We start from the raw sequence: 17,675 nt of genomic DNA on the forward strand, positions 1-17,675 counted from the left end.
TCAGCCCAGTGGAGCGCCGGCCACGTACAGGACCTGTCCTGTCACGTAGCCCGCGCCCTCGCTCGCGAAGAAGGACACCGCGTGCGCGATGTCCTCCGGGTGCCCGGCCCGCCGCACCGGCGACTCCTCGGCGGTGATCCGGATGTGCTCCTCCAGCGTCCGGCCCCGCCGCGCCGCCGACCGGACCGTCATGTTCGTGACCGTGAACCCCGGCGCGACCGCGTTCACGGTCACCCCGAACGGGCCCAGCTCCAGCGCGGCCGCCTTCGTGAACCCGTTCAGGCCGGACTTCGCGGCCACGTACTGCACCCGCTCCGGGTCCCCGAGCGCCGAGGTCGACGAGATGTTCACGATGCGCCCGAAGCCCGCGGCCATCATGGCCGGTGCCGCCAGCCGGGTGGTGAGGAATGCGCCGCGCAGGCACACGTCGACGACCGCGTCCCAGTCGGACAGCGACATCTCGTGCAGCGGCTGGTCGCGCGCGAAACCCGCGTTGTTCACGACGATCGACGGCACGCCGAGCACCGAGGAGACCTTGTCGAACGCGATCGTCACCGACTCCTCGGACGCCACGTCGCAGTCGAGCAGCACGTCCCCCTCGGCGCCGGTGAGGTCGACGTCGAGCACCGCCACCCGGTGCCCGTCGGCACGCAAACGTTTGGCGATGCCCGCGCCGATGCCACGGGCGCCACCCGTCACGACAGCGACGCTCACCGCACCCTCTTGACGCGGGTCTCGTCCCACACCGGCCCATCCGTCTCGGCCACCTGACCGTCCGAACGGAACACCAGGAACCGGTCGAACGACTTGGCGAACCAGCGGTCGTGGGTCACCGACAACACCGTCCCCTCGAACGCCTCCAGGGCGTCCTGCAACGCCTCCGCCGACGTCAGGTCCAGGTTGTCCGTCGGCTCGTCCAGCAACAGCAGTGTCGCACCGGACAGCTCTAGCAGCAGGATCTGGAACCGGGCCTGCTGCCCGCCGGACAGCGTCTCGAACCGCTGCGACCGCGCGCCGGCCAGGCCGTACCGGGAGAGCTTCGACGACGCCGCGCCCTCGTCGAGCCCGGCGCGGTCGCCCTCGCCGCGCCACAGCACGTCGAGCAGCGTCCGCCCCACCCACTCCGGGTGCTGGTGGGTCTGCGCGAACAACCCGGGCACGACCCGCGCGCCGAGCTTCCACGCGCCAGCGTGCCGCACGGTGTCACCGGCGAGGAGCCGCAGGAAGTGGCTCTTGCCGGACCCGTTCGAGCCGAGCACCGCGATCCGGTCCCCGAAGAACACCTCGAGGTCGAACGCCTTCATCAGCCCGGTCAGCTCCAGGTCGTGGCACTGGATCGCCCGCAGCCCGGTCCGCCCGCCGCGCAGACGCGGCTGCACCCGTTCCTGTTTCGGCGGCAGCGGCGGCGGCCCGGCCTCCTCGAACTTGCGCAGGCGGGTCTGGGCGGCCTTGTACTTGGGCGCGAGGGCGTCGCTGATCATGGCGGCCTGCTGGAGGTTGCGGACCAGGTCCTTGAGCTTCTGGTGCTCCTCGTCCCAGCGCCTGCGCAGCTCGGCCATCCGGTCCCAGCGGGCCTCGCGGGCCGCGTGCCAGGTGGCGAACCCGCCGCCGTGCACCCAGGTCGTGCCGCCCTCGAGGGTGACGATGTGGGTGGCGACGCGCGCGAGCAGCTCCCGGTCGTGGCTGACCAGCAGCACGGCCTTGCCGCACGCCGCGAGCCGCTCCTCCAGCCACCGCTTGCCGGGTACGTCGAGGTAGTTGTCCGGCTCGTCGAGCAGCAGCACCTGTTCCCGGCCGAGCAGCAGCGCCTCCAGGACCAGCCGTTTCTGCTCGCCACCGGACAGCGTCGACACGGACCGGAACTGCGCGCGGTCGTAAGGCACGCCGAGCGCGGCGACGGTCGCCGTGTCCCAGAGGACCTCGGCGTCGTACCCGCCCGCTTCGCCCCACCCGGCCAGGGCAGTCGCATAACGCAACTGAGTCGGCTCGTCGTCGGTGTCCATCATGGCCAGCTCGGCCTCGTCGAGTGCCGTGGCGGCGGCCCGCAACGCGGGTGGTGCGACGGCCAGCAGCAGGTCCCGCACGGTCCGCTCGTCGCGCACCGACCCGATGAACTGCGGCATCACCCCGAGTCCACCCTGGACGGTCACCCCGCCCTGCTTGGGCGGCAGGTCGCCGTACAGCAGCCGCAGCAGCGTCGTCTTGCCCGCGCCGTTCGCACCGACCAGCGCGACGACCTGTCCGGTGCTGACCCGGAACGACGCGTCGGTGAACAGTTGCCTACCGTCGTCGAGCCGATGGCCAAGCCCGTTGGCCTCCAGAAATCCCGCGCCCATAGCGCAGATCGTCCGGTATCGGGCCCTTTCAGGCGACTGGTTTTCGAAAGCAACCCCCTTACCACCGCTACGGATCCGAAGCGGTACGCTGCGTAGCCTGCGAGGGTTTGGCTGCGAACGGGAGGGATGCACTTGTCCGACACCCCGATCTACGACCAGATCCGACAGGAACTCGATGCGGGCGCCAGTCGCGCCGAGCCGCTCACGGCACGCAGATCACGCGCGGGCGAAGAGGACAGTCAGGCCGTGTCCGTGTGGGCGCTGGTGAACCAGCACCGGAACGGCAAGCGCCGCTGAGCCGTGCTGGGATTGGGGCATGCACCTGCTCAGCCCCGGCCCTGCCGTCGACGACCGCGCGCTCGAGGAGCTCTACGCCTACCCCGCCGAGCTGACCAGCCCTTTCGTACAGGTCAACTTCGTAGCGAGCGCGGACGGCGCGGCAACGGTCTCCGGCCGTTCCCGCGGCCTGTCCAGTCCCGCGGACAAGAAGGTGTTCGCGCTGGGCCGGGATCTCGCCGACGTGGTGCTGGTGGGTGCGGGCACCGCGCTGGCTGAGGGCTACCGCGGCGTCAAGCACACGGAGCTGCGTGCGTCCCGGCGGTCGAACCTGGGCCTGACGGACGTCCCGCCGATCGCGGTGGTCACCGGCCGCGGCTCGGTGGACCCGACCTCCCAGCTGATCACGGACACGACGGTGCCGCCGATCGTCCTGACGTCCGAGGCTGCGCCAACGGACTGGCGCAAGGCCATGGCGGACGCGGGCGTCGACGTGGTGGTGGCAGGCGAGGACCGGGTCGATCCGGCACTGGCTCTGCACGCACTGGCGGACCGCGGCCTGCTGAGGGTGTGCTGCGAAGGCGGCCCCACGCTGTTCGCGGACCTGATAGCGGCGAACCTGGTGGACCAGCTGTGCCTGACGGTGGCACCCCTGTTGACCGGCGCGGGTGCGGTCCGCGTGGCCGACGGTCTCCCCGCGAGCGAGCCGATGTCCCTCACCCTCGAGTCGGTGCTGTCCGACGAGGGCTTTCTGATGCTGCGGTATCGCAAGAAGGCGGCATCCGGGCCAGAATGACGCCATGCAGCTCCCGATCATGCCGCCGGTCAAACCGATGCTGGCCAAGCCGGTGAAGAAGATCCCGACGGGCGAGATGAGCTACGAGCCGAAATGGGACGGCTTCAGGTCCATCATCTTCCGCGACGGTGACGACGTGGAGATCGGCAGCCGCAACGAACGTCCGATGACCAGGTACTTCCCGGAACTGGTGGAAGCGGTGAAGGCCAACTTCCCCACACGTTGCGTCATCGACGGTGAGATCGTCGTGGTCGGCCCGACGGGCGACCGCCTGGACTTCGAGGTGCTGGCCCAGCGCATCCACCCGGCAGCGAGCCGCGTCAGGATGCTGTCGGAGACCACGCCGGCCAAGTTCATCGGCTTCGACCTGCTGGCCCTGGACGACGTCGACTACACCGAGCGGCCCTTCGCGGAACGCCGGGCTGCGCTGGAAGAGGCCCTGGCTCCCGCCGCCGCCCCCGTCCACCTGACGAAGACGACCACCGACCCGGCGGTGGCCAAGGAGTGGTTCGAACAGTTCGAGGGCGCTGGCTTGGACGGTCTGATCGCGAAACCGCTGGACGGCCAGTACGAACCGGACAAGCGCGTGATGTTCAAGATCAAGCACGAACGCACGGCCGACTGCGTGGTCGCGGGGTACCGAGTCCACAAGACCGCCCCGAACCGTGTCGGGTCGTTGCTGCTGGGCCTGTACAACGACGAGGGTGTGCTGGCGAGCGTGGGGGTGATCGGCGCGTTCCCCCTGGCGCGGCGGGAAGAGCTGTTCGAGGAGATGCAGGAGCTGGTCACCGACTTCGACAACCACCCGTGGGCGTGGGCGAAGCAGGAGGAGGGGAACCGCACGCCGCGCAACGCGGAGGGCAGCCGCTGGCAGGCGGGCAAGGACCTGTCGTTCGTGCCGCTGCGGCCGGAGCGGGTGGTGGAGGTGCGGTACGACCACATGGAGGGTGTCCGTTTCCGGCACACCGCCCAGTTCTCCCGCTGGCGCCCCGACCGCGACCCGAAGAGCTGCACGTACGAACAGCTGGAAGAACCGGTCAGGTTCGACCTGGCAGACGTACTCGCCTGACGGCGAAGCCCGGGACCGGAACCAACGGCGGCGGCCGCGGGCCCCATCCCCAGCCTGGCCACGAGCACCGGCAGAACCGGCGCGACCATCCTCGGCATGATCAACGGCGGCCGTCGCCCCCCGAGATCCAGCGTAACGAGCACCACCGACAACGACGGCCCGCCGACAGCCGGTTGTCCACAACGCACAGAGTTGTCCACAGGGGCCCTGCTGACCAGCGATGACTGTCGCCCCCACCCCGTAGGCTGGAATCCGGGGGCCGGAGGCCGGCCCCGACCACGTTCACCCAGTTCTCACCTCCCCCGTGCCACCCTGCAACCGACCACGAAAAGGGGAGGACAAGACAAGGTGACGGCCTGGCGAGTAGGTGTGGCCATGCTGGTCGCCGCCGCAACCCTGTCCGCCTGCACGGCCGGTCCCTCGGTCCGTCCGGAGATCGTCACCAACGACGGCGCCGGCGGCTCGACGACCCAGTCGGTCCAGCCCAACGAGGTCCCGCCGCTCGAGGAAGCCGACAGCAACATCCAGTGGCGCACCTGCTCCGGCGAGATCCGTGACGCTCTGTCAACGCCGCAAATCCCGGGATGGCTGAAAATCAACTGCGGACGGGTGAACGGGGTCCTAGACTCCCCGTACGCGCCGGACCGCGGCACCGCCCGCATCCAGCTGCTCAAGGCAGGCGACGGTCCGGTCCCGATCGCGGTCGTCAACGACGTCGACGGCACCCCCGGCACGATCTACGCCGCCCGGCTCGCCGCCTCCCTCCCGCAGGCGTTCTTCCAGAAGTTCCAGCTTATCGGCATGGACCGCCGCGGCACCGGCAACTCGGCCGCCGTCAACTGCGTGCCCCAGCAGATCCGCCGCGAGATGATCGAACCCGACCCCGCCGCGCTGGACGTCGACGCCTGGTTCGAGGCCGCGCAGACCGCGGGCCAGCAGTGCTCCATCACGCTGGAACGCCAGCTCCCCGCCATCGACACCTGGCGCACCGCCGCCGACCTGGACTCCCTGCGCTCCGGTCTCGGCGTGTCCCGCCTGAACGCGATCGGTCACGGCGAGGGTTCACGCGTAGTGAGCATGTTCGCCGACCGGTTCCCTGATCGGGTGGGGCGGCTCGTCCTCGACGGCGTTCCCGACCCGACACCCGACGCGCAGCTGGCCTTCGAGGGCGTGGCGAAGGGCGGCGAGGCCGCCTGGGACGCGTTCGTCGCCGACTGCGTGCAGCGCCGCTGCGAGCTGGGCACCGCGCCCGAGCGCGTCATCTCGGACCTGATGGGCAGGCTGCGCACCAACCCCATCCCCGGCAACGAGGGACTGGACGTCACGGCGGGCGCGGCCATGCACGCGATCGCGATCGGCCTGTCCGACCGCAGGAGCTGGCCCGCGCTGGCCACCGCGCTGGCGAAGGCCAACGGCGGCGACGGCTCCGGCCTGCTCACCATCCTGACCCCGACCGCCGTGGGCAGCGACGTCCAGGTCGCGTCGCTCGACGGCGCACTGGTCACGATCTGCAACGACATGAAGACCCGGCTGTCACCCGACCAAGTGAGAAACGCGGCGGAGGACTGGCAGGACCGGTTCCCGCTGTTCGGCCCGGTCGCCGCGCAGCGCCTCGCGTTCTGCGGCCCGTGGACCGTGCCGGACCACCCGTTGCCGACACCCACCGGCCGCGGCGCGCCGCCGATCCTGGTGATCGGCACCGCGAGCGACGCCGTCACCCCGCTCGACGGCTCCCAGCGCGCCGCACAACAGCTCGACTCCGGTGTCTTCCTGTCCTGGCAAGGCGCTGGGCACGGCGCACTGGGCTTCTCCACGTGCGCCACGACCGCGGCGATCGGTTTCCTCACCGAAGGCGCCGTCCCCCGAAACGGAACAGTCTGCCCCCCGTGATCACGCGTTAGGGTGTCCCCCATGCGAGGCGTCGGGGTACTGCTGGTCATGCTGTCGTTCCTGCTCGCGACCCCGGCGTCGGCCGCCCCGGCGCCGGTCTCCCTGCGGGTGCTGAGCTTCAACATCCACACCGGCATCGGTGTGGACGGCGAGCTCGACCTGGCCCGCACGGCGGACGCGATCCGCGCGACCAGTGCGGACGTCGTGGCACTGCAGGAAGTCGACGTGCACTGGGACGCGCGCAGCGACTTCCGCGACCAGGCCCGCGAGCTGGCGGACAAGCTGGCGATGCGGGTGTTCTTCGCCCCGATCTACGACCTGGACCCGCTCACCCCGGACGCGCCCCGGCGGCAGTACGGCGTGGCGATCCTCAGCCGCTTCCCCATGCCGCACACCGAGAACCACGAGATCACTCGACTGTCCACACAGGATCCCAACCCGGTACCCGCGCCGGCACCCGGCTTCGCGGAGGCGGTCGTGCTGGTCCGCGGCGTGCCGGTCCACGTGTACTCGACGCACCTGGACTACCGCGCCGACCCGGCGGTGCGCGAGATGCAGGTGGCGGACACGCTGCGGATCATGTCCGCCGACCGCGGCCCGCAGGTGCTGCTCGGCGACTTCAACGCCGAGCACGACGCACCCGAGCTTGCTCCACTGTGGACAGTGCTGACTGACGCCAACCCGGCCGGTGCCACGTATCCGGCGGCGGCGCCGACGAAGCGGATCGACTTCGTCACCGTGTCGGACGGGGTGCGGGTGCGGTCCGCGACCGTGCCGGAGACACTCGCCTCCGACCACCGCCCGGTGCTGGCGGAGCTGTCCGTACGACGCTAGTCAGCGTCTTCGTTCTCGCGCACGCGGTACTCGCAGCCGTACTCGACGGCGTAGCAGAGATCGTAGTGGTGCACGATCTTCGGACCCTCGTGCAGATGCACGTGTGTGACGGTGTCACGGGGTTGTTCCGGCAGCTCGGGCAGCGTGTCGACGCGCCCGTCGAGCGGCCCGCCCACGTAGCGCACGACGTACGACTTCGTCACGATGACCTCCCTTCCGGGCTTCCGTCCCTTCGATGCTTCCTTGCGATCCCGCCGAAAGCAACCAGGACATGTGCGGGTGCGCGGAAACATGAGAACAAGCACATGTTCACCGCATTGGATGTCGCGGTGCCGTAACGGTTTCGACAAAGATGACGACGCCCAGGCAGCAGAAACCCAGGTGAGGAGCCGCGCTCATGACGACGTCGGACCGCCGCTGGCCCTTGTGGCCGTGGCTGGTGCTGACCGTCGCAGGCGTCGTCGTGACCGTCGTCGCGGCGATCGTCGGCGCCGCGGCCAGCACGAACGAGTCGGCGGACAGCTCGTCCACCAGGGTCACCGTCACCGCGACACAGGTCCAGACGAGCACCGTACGGGTGACGGTCACCGTCGCACCGCCCCCGGAGATCCCCGCAACGGCACTGCTGGACGGCATCCACGTGGTGGGCATCGAGGTGCAACCGGGCATCTACCAGACAACCGGCCCGAGCGGCACCAATGCGGGCGGCTGCTACTGGACCAGAACCGACGGCGCGGGCGGCCTCATCGAGAACGGCGTCATCACCGGCCCCGGCACCCTGACGGTCAGCATCGACGAACTGGTGGAGACCGCGGGCTGCCAGCCGTGGCAGAAGGTCGGCTGACCGGTGGACCAGGTGCGGCTCTAGTCGTCCCGCGCGCGGCTGGGCTGCACGCGCTTCGGCTCGCCTGCCATCTTCGGGTACTCCGGCGGGTACGGCATGTCGCCCTCACCGTTCGCCTCGTCGCGGGCCACCAGCTCCAGCAGCGGCTCCAGCGAGAACGCCGTGGTCGCCACCCCGGCGTGCAGGTCACCCACCTGTGCGAACCGTGCCGGCATGGTGAGCACGGTGAAGTCCGCGGGCATGACGTCCGGCAGCTCCTCCCACGTCACCGGCGCCGAGACCTGCGCCCTCGGCGTCGGCCGGATGGAGTACGCGCCCGCGATGGTCCGGTCCCGCGCCATCTGGTTGAAGTCGATGAAGATCCGTTCGCCGCGCTCCTCCTTCCACCAGCTCATCGTCACGTCGTCGGGCATGCGGCGGGCCAGCTCGCGGCCCAGTGCGATCACCGCGCGCCTGGCCTCGACGAACGTCCAGCGCGGCTCGATCGGCACGTAGACGTGCAGGCCGCGGCCGCCGGAGGTCTTCGGGAAGCCCGCCATGCCCAGCGACTCGAGAAGGGAACGCAGCTCACCCGCGACCCGCACCGCGTCGCGGAAGTCCGTGCCCGGCTGCGGGTCCAGGTCGATCCGCAGCTGGTCCGGGTGGTCGACCTCGGGCCGCCGCACCGGCCACGGGTGGAACGTCAGCGTGCCGAGGTTGACCGCCCACACGACCACCGCGAGCGTCGTCGGGCAGACCTCGTCTGCGGGCCTGCCGCTCGGGAACGTGATCCTGGCCGTCTCCACGAACGGCGGCGCGCCCTTCGGCACCCGCTTCTGGTAGAACGCGTCGCCCCGGTTGTCGGCGCGCGTGGACAGCTTCGCGCCCTCGAACACTCCGCCCGGCCAGCGCTCCAGCGTGGTGGGCCGGTCGCGCAACGCGCCGAGGATGCCGTCGCCCACCGACAGGAAGTACCGGACGACGTCGGACTTCGTGATCCCCAGCTCGGCAAAGTAGGGCTTGTCCGGACTCGACACGCGCACGGCGTGCCCGTCCACCTCGAACTCCATCGCCTCGGCCACCGCGCCAGCCTACGGCCATCGGCACACGGTCACCGGAAAAGCTCTTCGCCTGGTCAAGTAGCGTAATAGCGGTGAAGATGGACCTGACCCCCGCGAGGGGAACCCGTGATCTGCTGCCCTCGACCGTCGCCGTGCGTGACCATGTCCTGGCGCGGATCACGGAGGTCTACCGCCGCTACGGCTACCAGCGCATCGAGACCCCGGCGCTGGAGAACATCGAGCGCCTGCAGGGCGGTCAGGGCGGCGAGAACCAGAAGCTGATCTACCAGGTGCTGCGCCGCGGCCTCGAGCCGACGGTCGCCGACGGGACGCCGCTGTCCGACCTCGTCGACCTCGGCCTGCGCTTCGACCTGACCGTGCCGCTGTCCCGCTTCTACGGTGCCAACCGGGCGACGCTCCCGCAGCCGTTCCGCTCGTTCCAGTTCGGTCCGGTGTGGCGGGCGGAGCGGCCCGCGAAGGGCCGCTACCGGCAGTTCTACCAGTGCGACATCGATGTGCTCGGCGAGCCGAGCGTGCTGGCCGAGGTGGAGCTGATCGAGGCTACGTCGGCGGCCCTGACCGCCGCGGGCCTTTCCGGTACGACCGTACGGGTGTCCGACCGGCGGTTCCTGTCCGCGCTGGCCGAGCAGTGCGGGGTACCCGCCGACGGCTGGGACCGCCTGTTCATCACGCTCGACAAACTGGACAAGATCGGCTGGGACAAGGTCCGCGCCGAGCTGACCGACCGCGTCGGCATCGACGAGGCCACCGCGGGCCGGCTCCAGGCGACCATCACCGGTCTGCAGGGCCTGGACGCGGCGAAGCTCACCGACCAGCTGTCCACCACACTGCCCGGCCTCGGCGACGACGTGCTGACCGACCTGACCACCACGGTCGACGGCCTGGCCGCGCTACCCGGCCTGACCTGGGAGTTCGACCCCACCCTGGTCCGCGGCATGGGGTACTACACGGGTCAGATCTTCGAGGTCACGCACCCCGCGTCGGGCGGCTCGGTGGCGGGCGGCGGTCGCTACGACCGGCTCGTCGGCCGGTTCCTCGGCACGGACGTGCCTGCCTGCGGTTTCTCGATCGGCTTCGAGCGGATCGTGGACCTGCTGGCGAGCGCGCCGCGCCGCGAGGCGGTGGCGGTCCTGTACGAGACGGACACGCCGGTCCCCGAGGTCCTGACGATCGCGCGGGAGCTGCGGCAGGGTGACCGAGCAGTGTCGCCGGTGCGCCGGTCCGGCAAGTTCGGCGCCCAGCTCACTCGTCTGGAGGAGTGGGGTTTCACGTCGTTCGTGCACGTCAAGCCGGGTGAGACGGGGCTGGAGCGCGTCCTCGGCGACAAGGAAAGTTAGAGAGGTTACGGTGGGGTCATGGCGGCCACCGCATATCCGGAGGAACCGGAGAAGAAGCGGTCGCAGTTCGACGACGAGCTGATCGGCTTGGATCCCGACGACCCGGAGGCGCAGGCGTTCGCCGCGCACCTGGATCGTCAGCAGCGCATGCACTCCAGCTACACCGTCGAGGGCTACCTGTCGGACGTCGGTGACTTCGCCGACTCGGCGAACCGGCTCGGCGGTCACTACAAGCTGATGGCCACCATCCTCGTGCTGCTCATCCTCCTCGGGGTGACCATCACCGCGTGGGACGCGCTGGTGTTCGTGGTCAACACGCTGTTCCACTGACGCGTATTTTGGATGACATGGAAACCGAGCAGCAGCCGCCTGTGGTGAAGTCCGAGCAGGAGTGGCGCCAGCAACTGACGCCGGAGGAGTACGCGGTGCTGCGCCAGGCAGGCACCGAACGCCCGTGGACCGGCGAGTACACCGACACCAAGACCACCGGCGTGTACGAGTGCCGCGCGTGCGGCACGGAACTCTTCCGCAGCGACACCAAGTTCGACTCGCACTGCGGGTGGCCGTCGTTCTATGCCGCACGAACATCGGACGCGGTGATCCTACGAGAGGACCGCACCCTCGGCATGCTGAGGGTCGAAGTGATCTGCGCCACGTGCCATAGCCACCTGGGCCACGTGTTTGAGGGCGAGGGCTACGACACCCCCACCGACCAGCGCTACTGCATCAACTCGATCTCGCTGCGTCTGATGCCCGAGGAGAGCTGAGGCACCCCATCTTCGACGCCCACCAACTCAGCTGGGCATCACATCGTCCGGGTTCCTACCTCACAGCCTCCACTGCGCGACCACGACCTCCAACCAATCGTCAACGCAATCCCGGCTGATCCGACTCGTCCTCGACGCGAGCCCTATAGGTCCACCGGATCAGGCCGGTTGGATCCGTGTGAGCTCGAGCGCGCACATCAGTCGCAGTGCGTATACGCACTATGTCACCGAGCAGGATCGACAACTCGCCGACAATCTCAGCCATGTCATCCTCGTCCTTATCGTCGATCTCGGTCAGCTGAAAGTGGACAACTATCTCCTGATCACCAGGCTCGACCCCTACAGCCACGACATGCCGGGGAAGATATCCCAGTGATGCACTGACCAGTTGAGCAACGAGATAGTTGTGCCAATCACGTGAAGTCATGGCTGAGGACGTCGGATAGTTCATCGTCCAAAGTTCGGGTTGTAGGGAACGATACTCGGAGAATCGGAGCCTTTGATAAAGAACACGTTTGTCTCCTGATTCGGGTAACCAGCACCCGGATTATGATTGTGGCCAGTCACACTGTTGTCTCGAATGACGATGTACCCCTCACGTGTCTTCCCAAGAATCGTCGTTCTGCCGTTGTGAAAGTTGTCGAGGATGGTTCGAGCATCTTCGAGGGATGACATGTACCCACCGCGGGTGTGGCTCGGGTGGCCCCTGAGATGCCTGTTCTGCTTCTGCATAGACAGCCTCGTCGAGATCTGCGGGACATCGATCCATTCACCGGACTCGGTCTGCATACGCATCGGACCAGATTGAGGGTTGTGTCCCCCACCCCCGCGCGCTCCTCCTCCGCCGCCCGTCGGCACATCGTCAATGTTTCGCAGCAGTCGACCGAATCTACCGAAGGGGAAGATGCCTGCAGCCGCCCACCAACAGGCGGCCTGGTCGCCGTCGGCGCAAGCAGCGGCGTCGGCGGCGGGGTTCAGCATGTCCAGCAGGAGCGCCAGCGAGTCACCGACCGGTGCGATGACCTCGAGTCCCAGCAGGCCCATCTCGGCGCCCATCTGGTTGTCGAAGTTCGGTGAGGCCGCCATTCCCGTGCAGTGGTCACCCAGTGCCGTGCCCTCGAACGGCTGGCATTTCCCGGCGTTCTTGTACGCGTCTCCGAGCATGTCGTCGATATCGCCGGGGTCGGTCGGGTAGTTGATCGGCTGTACCTCGGCCGGTGCCGCGAGCGTGTCCCGTACCGATCCCAGGAGTGTCTCGTTCTCGACGGTGATCGAGTTCTCCAGTTTCCGGTAGCTCTCGTTCGTGTCGTCAATCGGGTCCTGGTAGTCGCTCGCGGTTCTGGATGGGACGTCCGGAGCTGGGGACACCGGCGCGGTGATCGAGCCGCCGTACAGCGGGGCCAGCATCGCGCCCGGGATCGGTAGCGGGTTGTTCAGTGCCGCGGCGCGGTTGGCCTGCCGTGCCGCGATGGCCGGGTCGGGACGGGGGGTCCCGGCGCTACCACCACCGCCTCGGGGGCCGTTGATCGAACCTGTCAGCGAACCGCTGGCGCCACCGCCGTTGAAGTCCAGGTCTGCGCCGCTCCAGTCGCACGGGGCGAAGGCTTGCACGCCCGTACAGCAGTCGACGGCCAGGACGTCGGGTGGCAACGGTGAGCCACCACAGCTGGAGCCACTCGGCAGACCGCCCAGGCCGCTGCCAATCTGGCCGCCCGAGTCCGGGAAGAGGCAGAGCGCGGGATACGGGTTGCCCGGGAGGTCCTGGCACTCCCGTGGGTTGCGACCGGTCGGGTCGCTGTAGTTCATCGGGGACGACGCGCCGTAGGAGTAGCGGTTTCCCATGGGGGACGGCGTTGTCGGCAGCGCCGCGCTGTCCCGGCTCGAGAAGCCACCCGACGACGGGTCGTACCAGCGGGCCGTCATGTTGACCTGGTCGGTGTCCGGGTCGGTGTAGTCGCCCTGGTAGCCGATCCTGCGCTCGGTGCCGTCGGTGACCTTGCCCCACGGGTCGTAGGCCGTGCTGTCGGACACCGTGCGGTCGGTGGTGGGGAGGGCGGCGATGACATCGCCGTGTTGGTCGGCGAGGGTCAGGCTCTGGTCGGTCCCCGACCGCACCGACAGCAGTTCGCCCCACGGTCCTCGGCCGAACGTGGCCGTGCCGTCCGTGGCGAGTTCGTTCGTCGCTCCGCTGTAGGTGAACTGTGCGCCGTTGCGGGTGGCCACCCGGTCCAGGGCGTCGTACGTGTATGTCGCGGCGCCTTGTTGCTTGAGCCTGTCGAAGCCGTCGAAGGCGACCGGGGAGCCGGACTTCGACGACAGGGTTCCGCGCGGTGTGTACATGTAGGTGTCCGTGCCGTCGGATTCGAGGCGGTTGCGCTCGTCGTACGTGGCGACCTTGGCGCCTGCTGCCACTCGGTTGCTCGCCGCGTCCCAGCCGTACGCCGTCGTGGTCGGGGTGCCGCCGGCAGGCTGGTGGGTCCAGCTCGTCAGTCGGTCCGCGCGGTCGTAGCCGTATGTGTTGACGCCCTCGTCCGCCAGACCGCTGGTTTCCTTCGTGGTCAGGCGGTCGTTCAGGTCGTATCCGTACTCGATCGACGCCAGTGGGGTCGGGACCGACCGGGCCGTGGCGCCCGCCGTCAGGTTGTCCAGCGTGACGCGGCCGAGGTCGTCGTAGGTGAAGTCGCGCTGGCGTCCGTTGCCGTAGTCGACCGTGGACAGTAGGCCGGTGTCGTCGTAGTCGACGGTGCGATCTGGGCAGGCGTGCCCTCAAGCGCCCGCAGGACCGGCTGGACACCGTGCTCCTTCCGTTGTGAGTCAACGAATTCGACCTTCATCGCGATGGACGGTCCATGAAAGTCGGCCCGGGGCGCGGTGATCTCCTTGCGGTGGTTCCGTTTCCCCGGGCCGCTTCCCGAACCCGGCGTGCACCTTTCAATGCACCGGGCTCTCCACGAAACCCGTTCAGGCCGCGTGAGTGTGCTCGGTGGTGTCCGGCCAGGGTGAGGGGATGACCGATCCGCGGTAGCGGTATCGGGTTGTGCTGATCTTCTCCAGGTCGATCAGCTCCCGTTCGTCTCCGGCAGGCCACCACCCACCGCCGCAGTAGCGCTGGCGCAGCTGCTTCCAGGTCGATTTCGGGTGTTTGCGGCGGATCCATCTCCACACCGTCTGCCACAAGTAGTGGCCGAGGTAGGAGAACACCGCCGAGGACACCCCGGCCCGGAAGTAGCCCGCCCACCCCCGCACGGTCGCGTTCACGCGACGCAGCAGGTCATCCAGCGGCTGTCCGATCTCGATGTCCCGGCACAGCGTCTTGATCTTCCGTTTCGCGGCCAGCACGGCCTTCTTCGACGGATAGACATAGACGTAGTGCTTGCTGGTTCCGCGTTTGCGGTGACGCTGGATGCGCCATCCGAGGAAGTCCAGCCCCTCGTCGATGTGGGTGATCAGGGTCTTGTCCGGTGACAGACGCAACCCCATCGTCGCCAGCACGGCGGCGATGTCCTCCCGCAGCGCTTCGGCTTCGGCCTTGGTGCCGCGAACCATCAGGCACCAGTCGTCGGCATACCGGACGAGCTTGACGTTCGGCAGGCCGTGGCGCAGCCGTTTGGCTCGCTCCAGCTTGCCGGTGTTCGGCCCGCCCGGCCGCTCGGCGATATGCTCGTCGAGCACCGACAACGCGACATTCGCCAACAGCGGCGACAGGATCCCACCCTGCGGGGTCCCGGCGGTGGTGTCCTCCAGCAGACGTTCCTCAGTGAGGATGCCCGCCTTCAGGAACGCCTTCACCAAGGCCAGAACGCGTTTGTCTCCGACACGACGACGCACCCTGCCCATGAGGGCGGTGTGGTCGATCTCGTCGAAACAGGCTTTGATGTCGCCTTCGACGACCCACTCGTAGCAACGAGGACGGGGCGCCAGATAGCGCACCTCGGCCACCGCGTCATGAGCCCGGCGCTTCGGGCGGAAACCGTAGGAACACGGCAGAAAGCCCGCCTCGAAGATCGGCTCCAACACCAGCTTCAACGATGCCTGGACCACCCGATCGGCGATCGTGGGGATACCCAGGCGACGCAACGTGCCGTTCGCCTTCGGGATCATCCGCTCACGCACCGGCAACGGGCGGAAACTACGGTCCTTCACCGAGTTCCGCAGCTCGCCGAGGAACTCCTCGACACCCTGGAACGCCGCGACGGAACGTGCGGTGCGCCCGTCCACCCCGGCCGTTCCGGCACCCCTGTTCCCGCTCACCCGATCCCACGCCACCCACAGGAAGGCGGGATCGGCCACGAGGTTGAACACATCATCGAACCGGCGATGAGGATCATCGCGGGCCCAACGGTGCAGCTTGGTCTGGATATTCAGTACCCGTCGCTGAGCCTCGTGCAACACGTGCTCAAGTTCGTCGGTATTCACCGGCGACATGCCCTCCTGACATTCCAGTACGTCTGCTGCGGTCTCGCTGGCCCCCTTCGCCCTGCGGTCGCCTCTCGCGACCTCCACGGCGGGCACGTCACCGCCCGCGACTACTACGGGGCCTCTGCCCCGTCCCGGTGTTCCTCGGCCGGACACGAGCCTTTCCGCCCGGGCCGGACCGGATGCCCGGACCAGGTGGTCGGAACACGAGACGGTTCCCACGTTCACCAGGTGATCGATCGGTCAGGGAGGCACCCAGCTTTACTCCGGCAGCATCGCCGCGCCTACGCCGCAGACCTTCAACGCGACCTCCGTCGCCACCAAGAGAGACGACCACGGAGACGAAGTCCTTGGAGCTACAGGACTTCGAGTACTGCACACCGGCCCATATCCACCAGGTTGGAGCCGGCTTCGCGGTTACGGAGCTTCCACCACTGGTTCGCTCGCGCTGCACCTTCTGACCTCGCTCGACAAGCCCGCACCGTCTGGCAGTCCCAGCACGACTCGCCTTCGTCGGGGCCGCTTGCCACCCTCACCGGCGTTCCCCGGATCAGGCTGCCCCCAGCTTCACTCAGGCCGCTGCGACGACCCAAGGGAGACGGTCTCTCACCACCTCTCGATCACCCAGCGCCTCGTGGCGCACAGCTCCGCTGCGAAGAAAGACGCCGCTGACTTCAGGATCTGGTTCGCCCGACGCAGCTCACGGTTCTCGCGTTCCAACTCGGCGATCCTGGCCGCCTCCGCCGAGGTCGTACCCGGCCGCACGCCCTCGTCGGTCTCGGCCTGCTTCACCCACGTCCGCAACGCCTCCGGATGCACACCGAGCTGGTCGGCGATCCGCTTGATCGCCCCACCAGCCGACGCCGGGTCACGCCTGGCCTCGACCGCCAAACGCGTCGCCCGTTCACGCAACTCGTCGGGGTACTTCCGTGGTGCCGCCATGACAGTGAATCCTCCGGGTGTTCGAAGTCTCCATCAAACCCGGGGCGGGACACTCAGAGAGATCCGCACTCGGACGCTCACCGCCAACGGCGCTCTGCTCAGTTGGTTGAGTGCAATCGTGCCCGGAGTTCTCGGGGACTGCTTCCGCGTTCTCGTTTGAATGCGGTGCTGAGCGCGGATGCGCTGGAGTAGCCGACCTGTCGGGCCGCAGATTCGATGGTGACCTCTGGTTCATGAAGCAGGTCGGCTGCCAGGTCCAGGCGCCAGTCTGTGAGGTAGGCCATGGGCGGCTGGCCGACCAGGTCAGCAAAGCGGTGGGCCAGCGTTGCCCGAGAGATCCCCACGCGAGAAGCCAAGGTGGCCACGGTCCAAGGATGGGCGGGGTCGTTGTGCAGGTGGCGTAGCGCCGGGCCGATCACGGGATCGGACAAGGCGCGGTACCCGGTCGGGGCTTGAGCGTGCGAGTGGGCGAACCATGACCGGAGGGTGGTCACTAGCAGCAGGTCCAGTAGCCGGTCCAGGACGGCCTGCTGGCCCGGCTCCTCGCGGGAGACTTCTTCGGTGAGCAACTCGATGAGCCCTGTGGCCCTCTGAGTCCGGCGAGGGAGAACCAGCACGGGTGGGAGGGCGCGAAGGAGTCTGCGGCTGATCTCGCCGGTCATCTGGTACTTGCCGATCAGCATCACCGTGGCGTCGGTCGCAGTGTCGTTCCCCCAGGTGCGCGGGCCCAGGTCAATGACATCTCGCAGGTATTCGCCGGTCTTTGTTGTGCGGCGGGGGCCGGGATGGATAACCACCTGGACCGGCGTCGAGGGCGAGTCGGCAAAGGTGAACGGGGCCGGGCCACGCATGATCGCGACTTCCCCGGGGCGCAGGCGCAGCGCGTCTCCTGCTTCGGGAATCACCCACGCCGTGCCCAGGGTGAGCGCCACAATGCTCAGTGGAGCTTCGTCCTGGACGCGCACTGACCACGGCGGGCTCAGGATCGAGCGCAACATGAAGGCGCCCCTGGCTCGCGGGCCAGCGAGGAGACCGGATAGTGCATCCATGCAGATAGGTTAGACGCTCGAGCACGTCCTCAAGCCTCTCAGCCATTCCGCGTCTAGC

At 68.5% G+C, this 17,675-nt stretch carries 17 protein-coding genes and 1 pseudogene; 9 read left to right on the forward strand and 9 right to left on the reverse strand.

Features of this window, described 5'->3' with window-relative positions:
• Both FHR82_RS31030 and FHR82_RS31035 read right to left on the reverse strand, forming a co-directional pair.
• Entirely contained in the window at positions 1-714 is a 714-nt protein-coding gene (locus tag FHR82_RS31030) for an SDR family oxidoreductase (RefSeq protein ID WP_184814087.1), read from the reverse strand.
• Entirely contained in the window at positions 711-2,336 is a 1,626-nt protein-coding gene (locus FHR82_RS31035) for an ABC-F family ATP-binding cassette domain-containing protein (protein ID WP_184814088.1), read from the reverse strand. The genes FHR82_RS31030 and FHR82_RS31035 overlap by 4 nt, the downstream gene beginning before the upstream one ends.
• 132 nt (positions 2,337-2,468) lie before the next feature.
• On the opposite strand from FHR82_RS31035, the gene FHR82_RS31040 reads away from it, so the two are divergent.
• The 5 genes from FHR82_RS31040 (at position 2,469) to FHR82_RS31060 (ending at position 7,201) form a co-directional block, all read left to right on the forward strand.
• Complete coding sequence (locus FHR82_RS31040; protein WP_184814089.1) at positions 2,469-2,633, forward strand: hypothetical protein; 165 nt, start codon at positions 2,469-2,471, stop codon at positions 2,631-2,633.
• Between the two features lie 19 nt (positions 2,634-2,652).
• Entirely contained in the window at positions 2,653-3,408 is a 756-nt protein-coding gene (locus FHR82_RS31045; protein WP_184814090.1) for a pyrimidine reductase family protein, read from the forward strand.
• 4 nt (positions 3,409-3,412) lie between these two features.
• Positions 3,413-4,477: an ATP-dependent DNA ligase gene (locus FHR82_RS31050; RefSeq protein WP_184814091.1), complete on the forward strand. Its 1,065-nt coding sequence runs from the start codon at positions 3,413-3,415 to the stop codon at positions 4,475-4,477.
• A gap of 375 nt (positions 4,478-4,852) precedes the next feature.
• On the forward strand, positions 4,853-6,367 hold the full coding sequence (locus FHR82_RS31055) for an alpha/beta hydrolase (protein WP_184814092.1): 1,515 nt from the start codon (positions 4,853-4,855) through the stop codon (positions 6,365-6,367).
• 21 nt (positions 6,368-6,388) lie between these two features.
• Positions 6,389-7,201, forward strand: coding sequence for an endonuclease/exonuclease/phosphatase family protein (locus FHR82_RS31060; protein ID WP_184814093.1), 813 nt, complete (start codon positions 6,389-6,391; stop codon positions 7,199-7,201).
• Here FHR82_RS31060 and FHR82_RS31065 read toward each other — a convergent pair.
• Positions 7,198-7,404 carry a DUF8847 domain-containing protein gene (locus tag FHR82_RS31065; RefSeq protein ID WP_184814094.1) on the reverse strand — a complete coding sequence of 69 codons (207 nt, stop codon included), beginning with the start codon at positions 7,402-7,404 and terminating at the stop codon, positions 7,198-7,200. The two genes, FHR82_RS31060 and FHR82_RS31065, sit on opposite strands and share 4 nt — an antisense overlap.
• A gap of 194 nt (positions 7,405-7,598) precedes the next feature.
• On the opposite strand from FHR82_RS31065, the gene FHR82_RS31070 reads away from it, so the two are divergent.
• Complete coding sequence (locus FHR82_RS31070) at positions 7,599-8,045, forward strand: Rv1352/Rv1906c domain-containing protein (protein ID WP_184814095.1); 447 nt, start codon at positions 7,599-7,601, stop codon at positions 8,043-8,045.
• A 20-nt stretch (positions 8,046-8,065) separates the two neighbouring features.
• Here the strand turns inward: FHR82_RS31070 and ligD are convergent, their stop codons facing one another.
• On the reverse strand, positions 8,066-9,094 hold the full coding sequence (ligD, locus tag FHR82_RS31075; protein WP_184814182.1) for a non-homologous end-joining DNA ligase: 1,029 nt from the start codon (positions 9,092-9,094) through the stop codon (positions 8,066-8,068).
• A gap of 89 nt (positions 9,095-9,183) precedes the next feature.
• On the opposite strand from ligD, the gene hisS reads away from it, so the two are divergent.
• Genes hisS through msrB form a run of 3 tightly spaced genes read left to right on the forward strand, consistent with a single transcriptional unit; the run spans position 9,184 to position 11,210 of the window.
• Positions 9,184-10,443: a histidine--tRNA ligase gene (gene hisS, locus FHR82_RS31080; protein WP_221464525.1), complete on the forward strand. Its 1,260-nt coding sequence runs from the start codon at positions 9,184-9,186 to the stop codon at positions 10,441-10,443.
• A gap of 18 nt (positions 10,444-10,461) precedes the next feature.
• Complete coding sequence (locus FHR82_RS31085) at positions 10,462-10,773, forward strand: hypothetical protein (RefSeq protein ID WP_184814097.1); 312 nt, start codon at positions 10,462-10,464, stop codon at positions 10,771-10,773.
• Between the two features lie 17 nt (positions 10,774-10,790).
• A complete protein-coding gene (gene msrB, locus FHR82_RS31090) occupies positions 10,791-11,210 on the forward strand; it encodes a peptide-methionine (R)-S-oxide reductase MsrB (protein WP_184814098.1) in 420 nt (139 codons plus the stop codon).
• 100 nt (positions 11,211-11,310) lie between these two features.
• On the opposite strand, the gene FHR82_RS31095 is transcribed toward msrB, so the two are convergent.
• From FHR82_RS31095 to FHR82_RS31115, 5 genes and pseudogenes are all read right to left on the reverse strand, one after another.
• Positions 11,311-11,661, reverse strand: coding sequence for a hypothetical protein (locus FHR82_RS31095; RefSeq protein ID WP_184814099.1), 351 nt, complete (start codon positions 11,659-11,661; stop codon positions 11,311-11,313).
• Positions 11,658-13,928, reverse strand: a complete 2,271-nt coding sequence (locus FHR82_RS31100; protein ID WP_512698865.1) for an RHS repeat domain-containing protein — start codon at positions 13,926-13,928, stop codon at positions 11,658-11,660. Before FHR82_RS31100 ends, FHR82_RS31095 begins: the two co-directional genes overlap by 4 nt.
• 243 nt (positions 13,929-14,171) lie before the next feature.
• On the reverse strand, positions 14,172-15,722 hold the full coding sequence (gene ltrA, locus FHR82_RS31105; protein ID WP_221464438.1) for a group II intron reverse transcriptase/maturase: 1,551 nt from the start codon (positions 15,720-15,722) through the stop codon (positions 14,172-14,174).
• A gap of 558 nt (positions 15,723-16,280) precedes the next feature.
• Positions 16,281-16,568: pseudogene (locus tag FHR82_RS31110) on the reverse strand (transposase); the annotation flags it as partial.
• Positions 16,569-16,666: 98 nt separating this feature from the next.
• Positions 16,667-17,617, reverse strand: coding sequence for an AraC family transcriptional regulator (locus FHR82_RS31115; RefSeq protein WP_184814102.1), 951 nt, complete (start codon positions 17,615-17,617; stop codon positions 16,667-16,669).
• Positions 17,618-17,675 lie beyond the last annotated feature (58 nt).

This window comes from Actinophytocola algeriensis (assembly GCF_014203735.1).
GTDB lineage: Bacteria > Actinomycetota > Actinomycetes > Mycobacteriales > Pseudonocardiaceae > Actinophytocola > Actinophytocola algeriensis.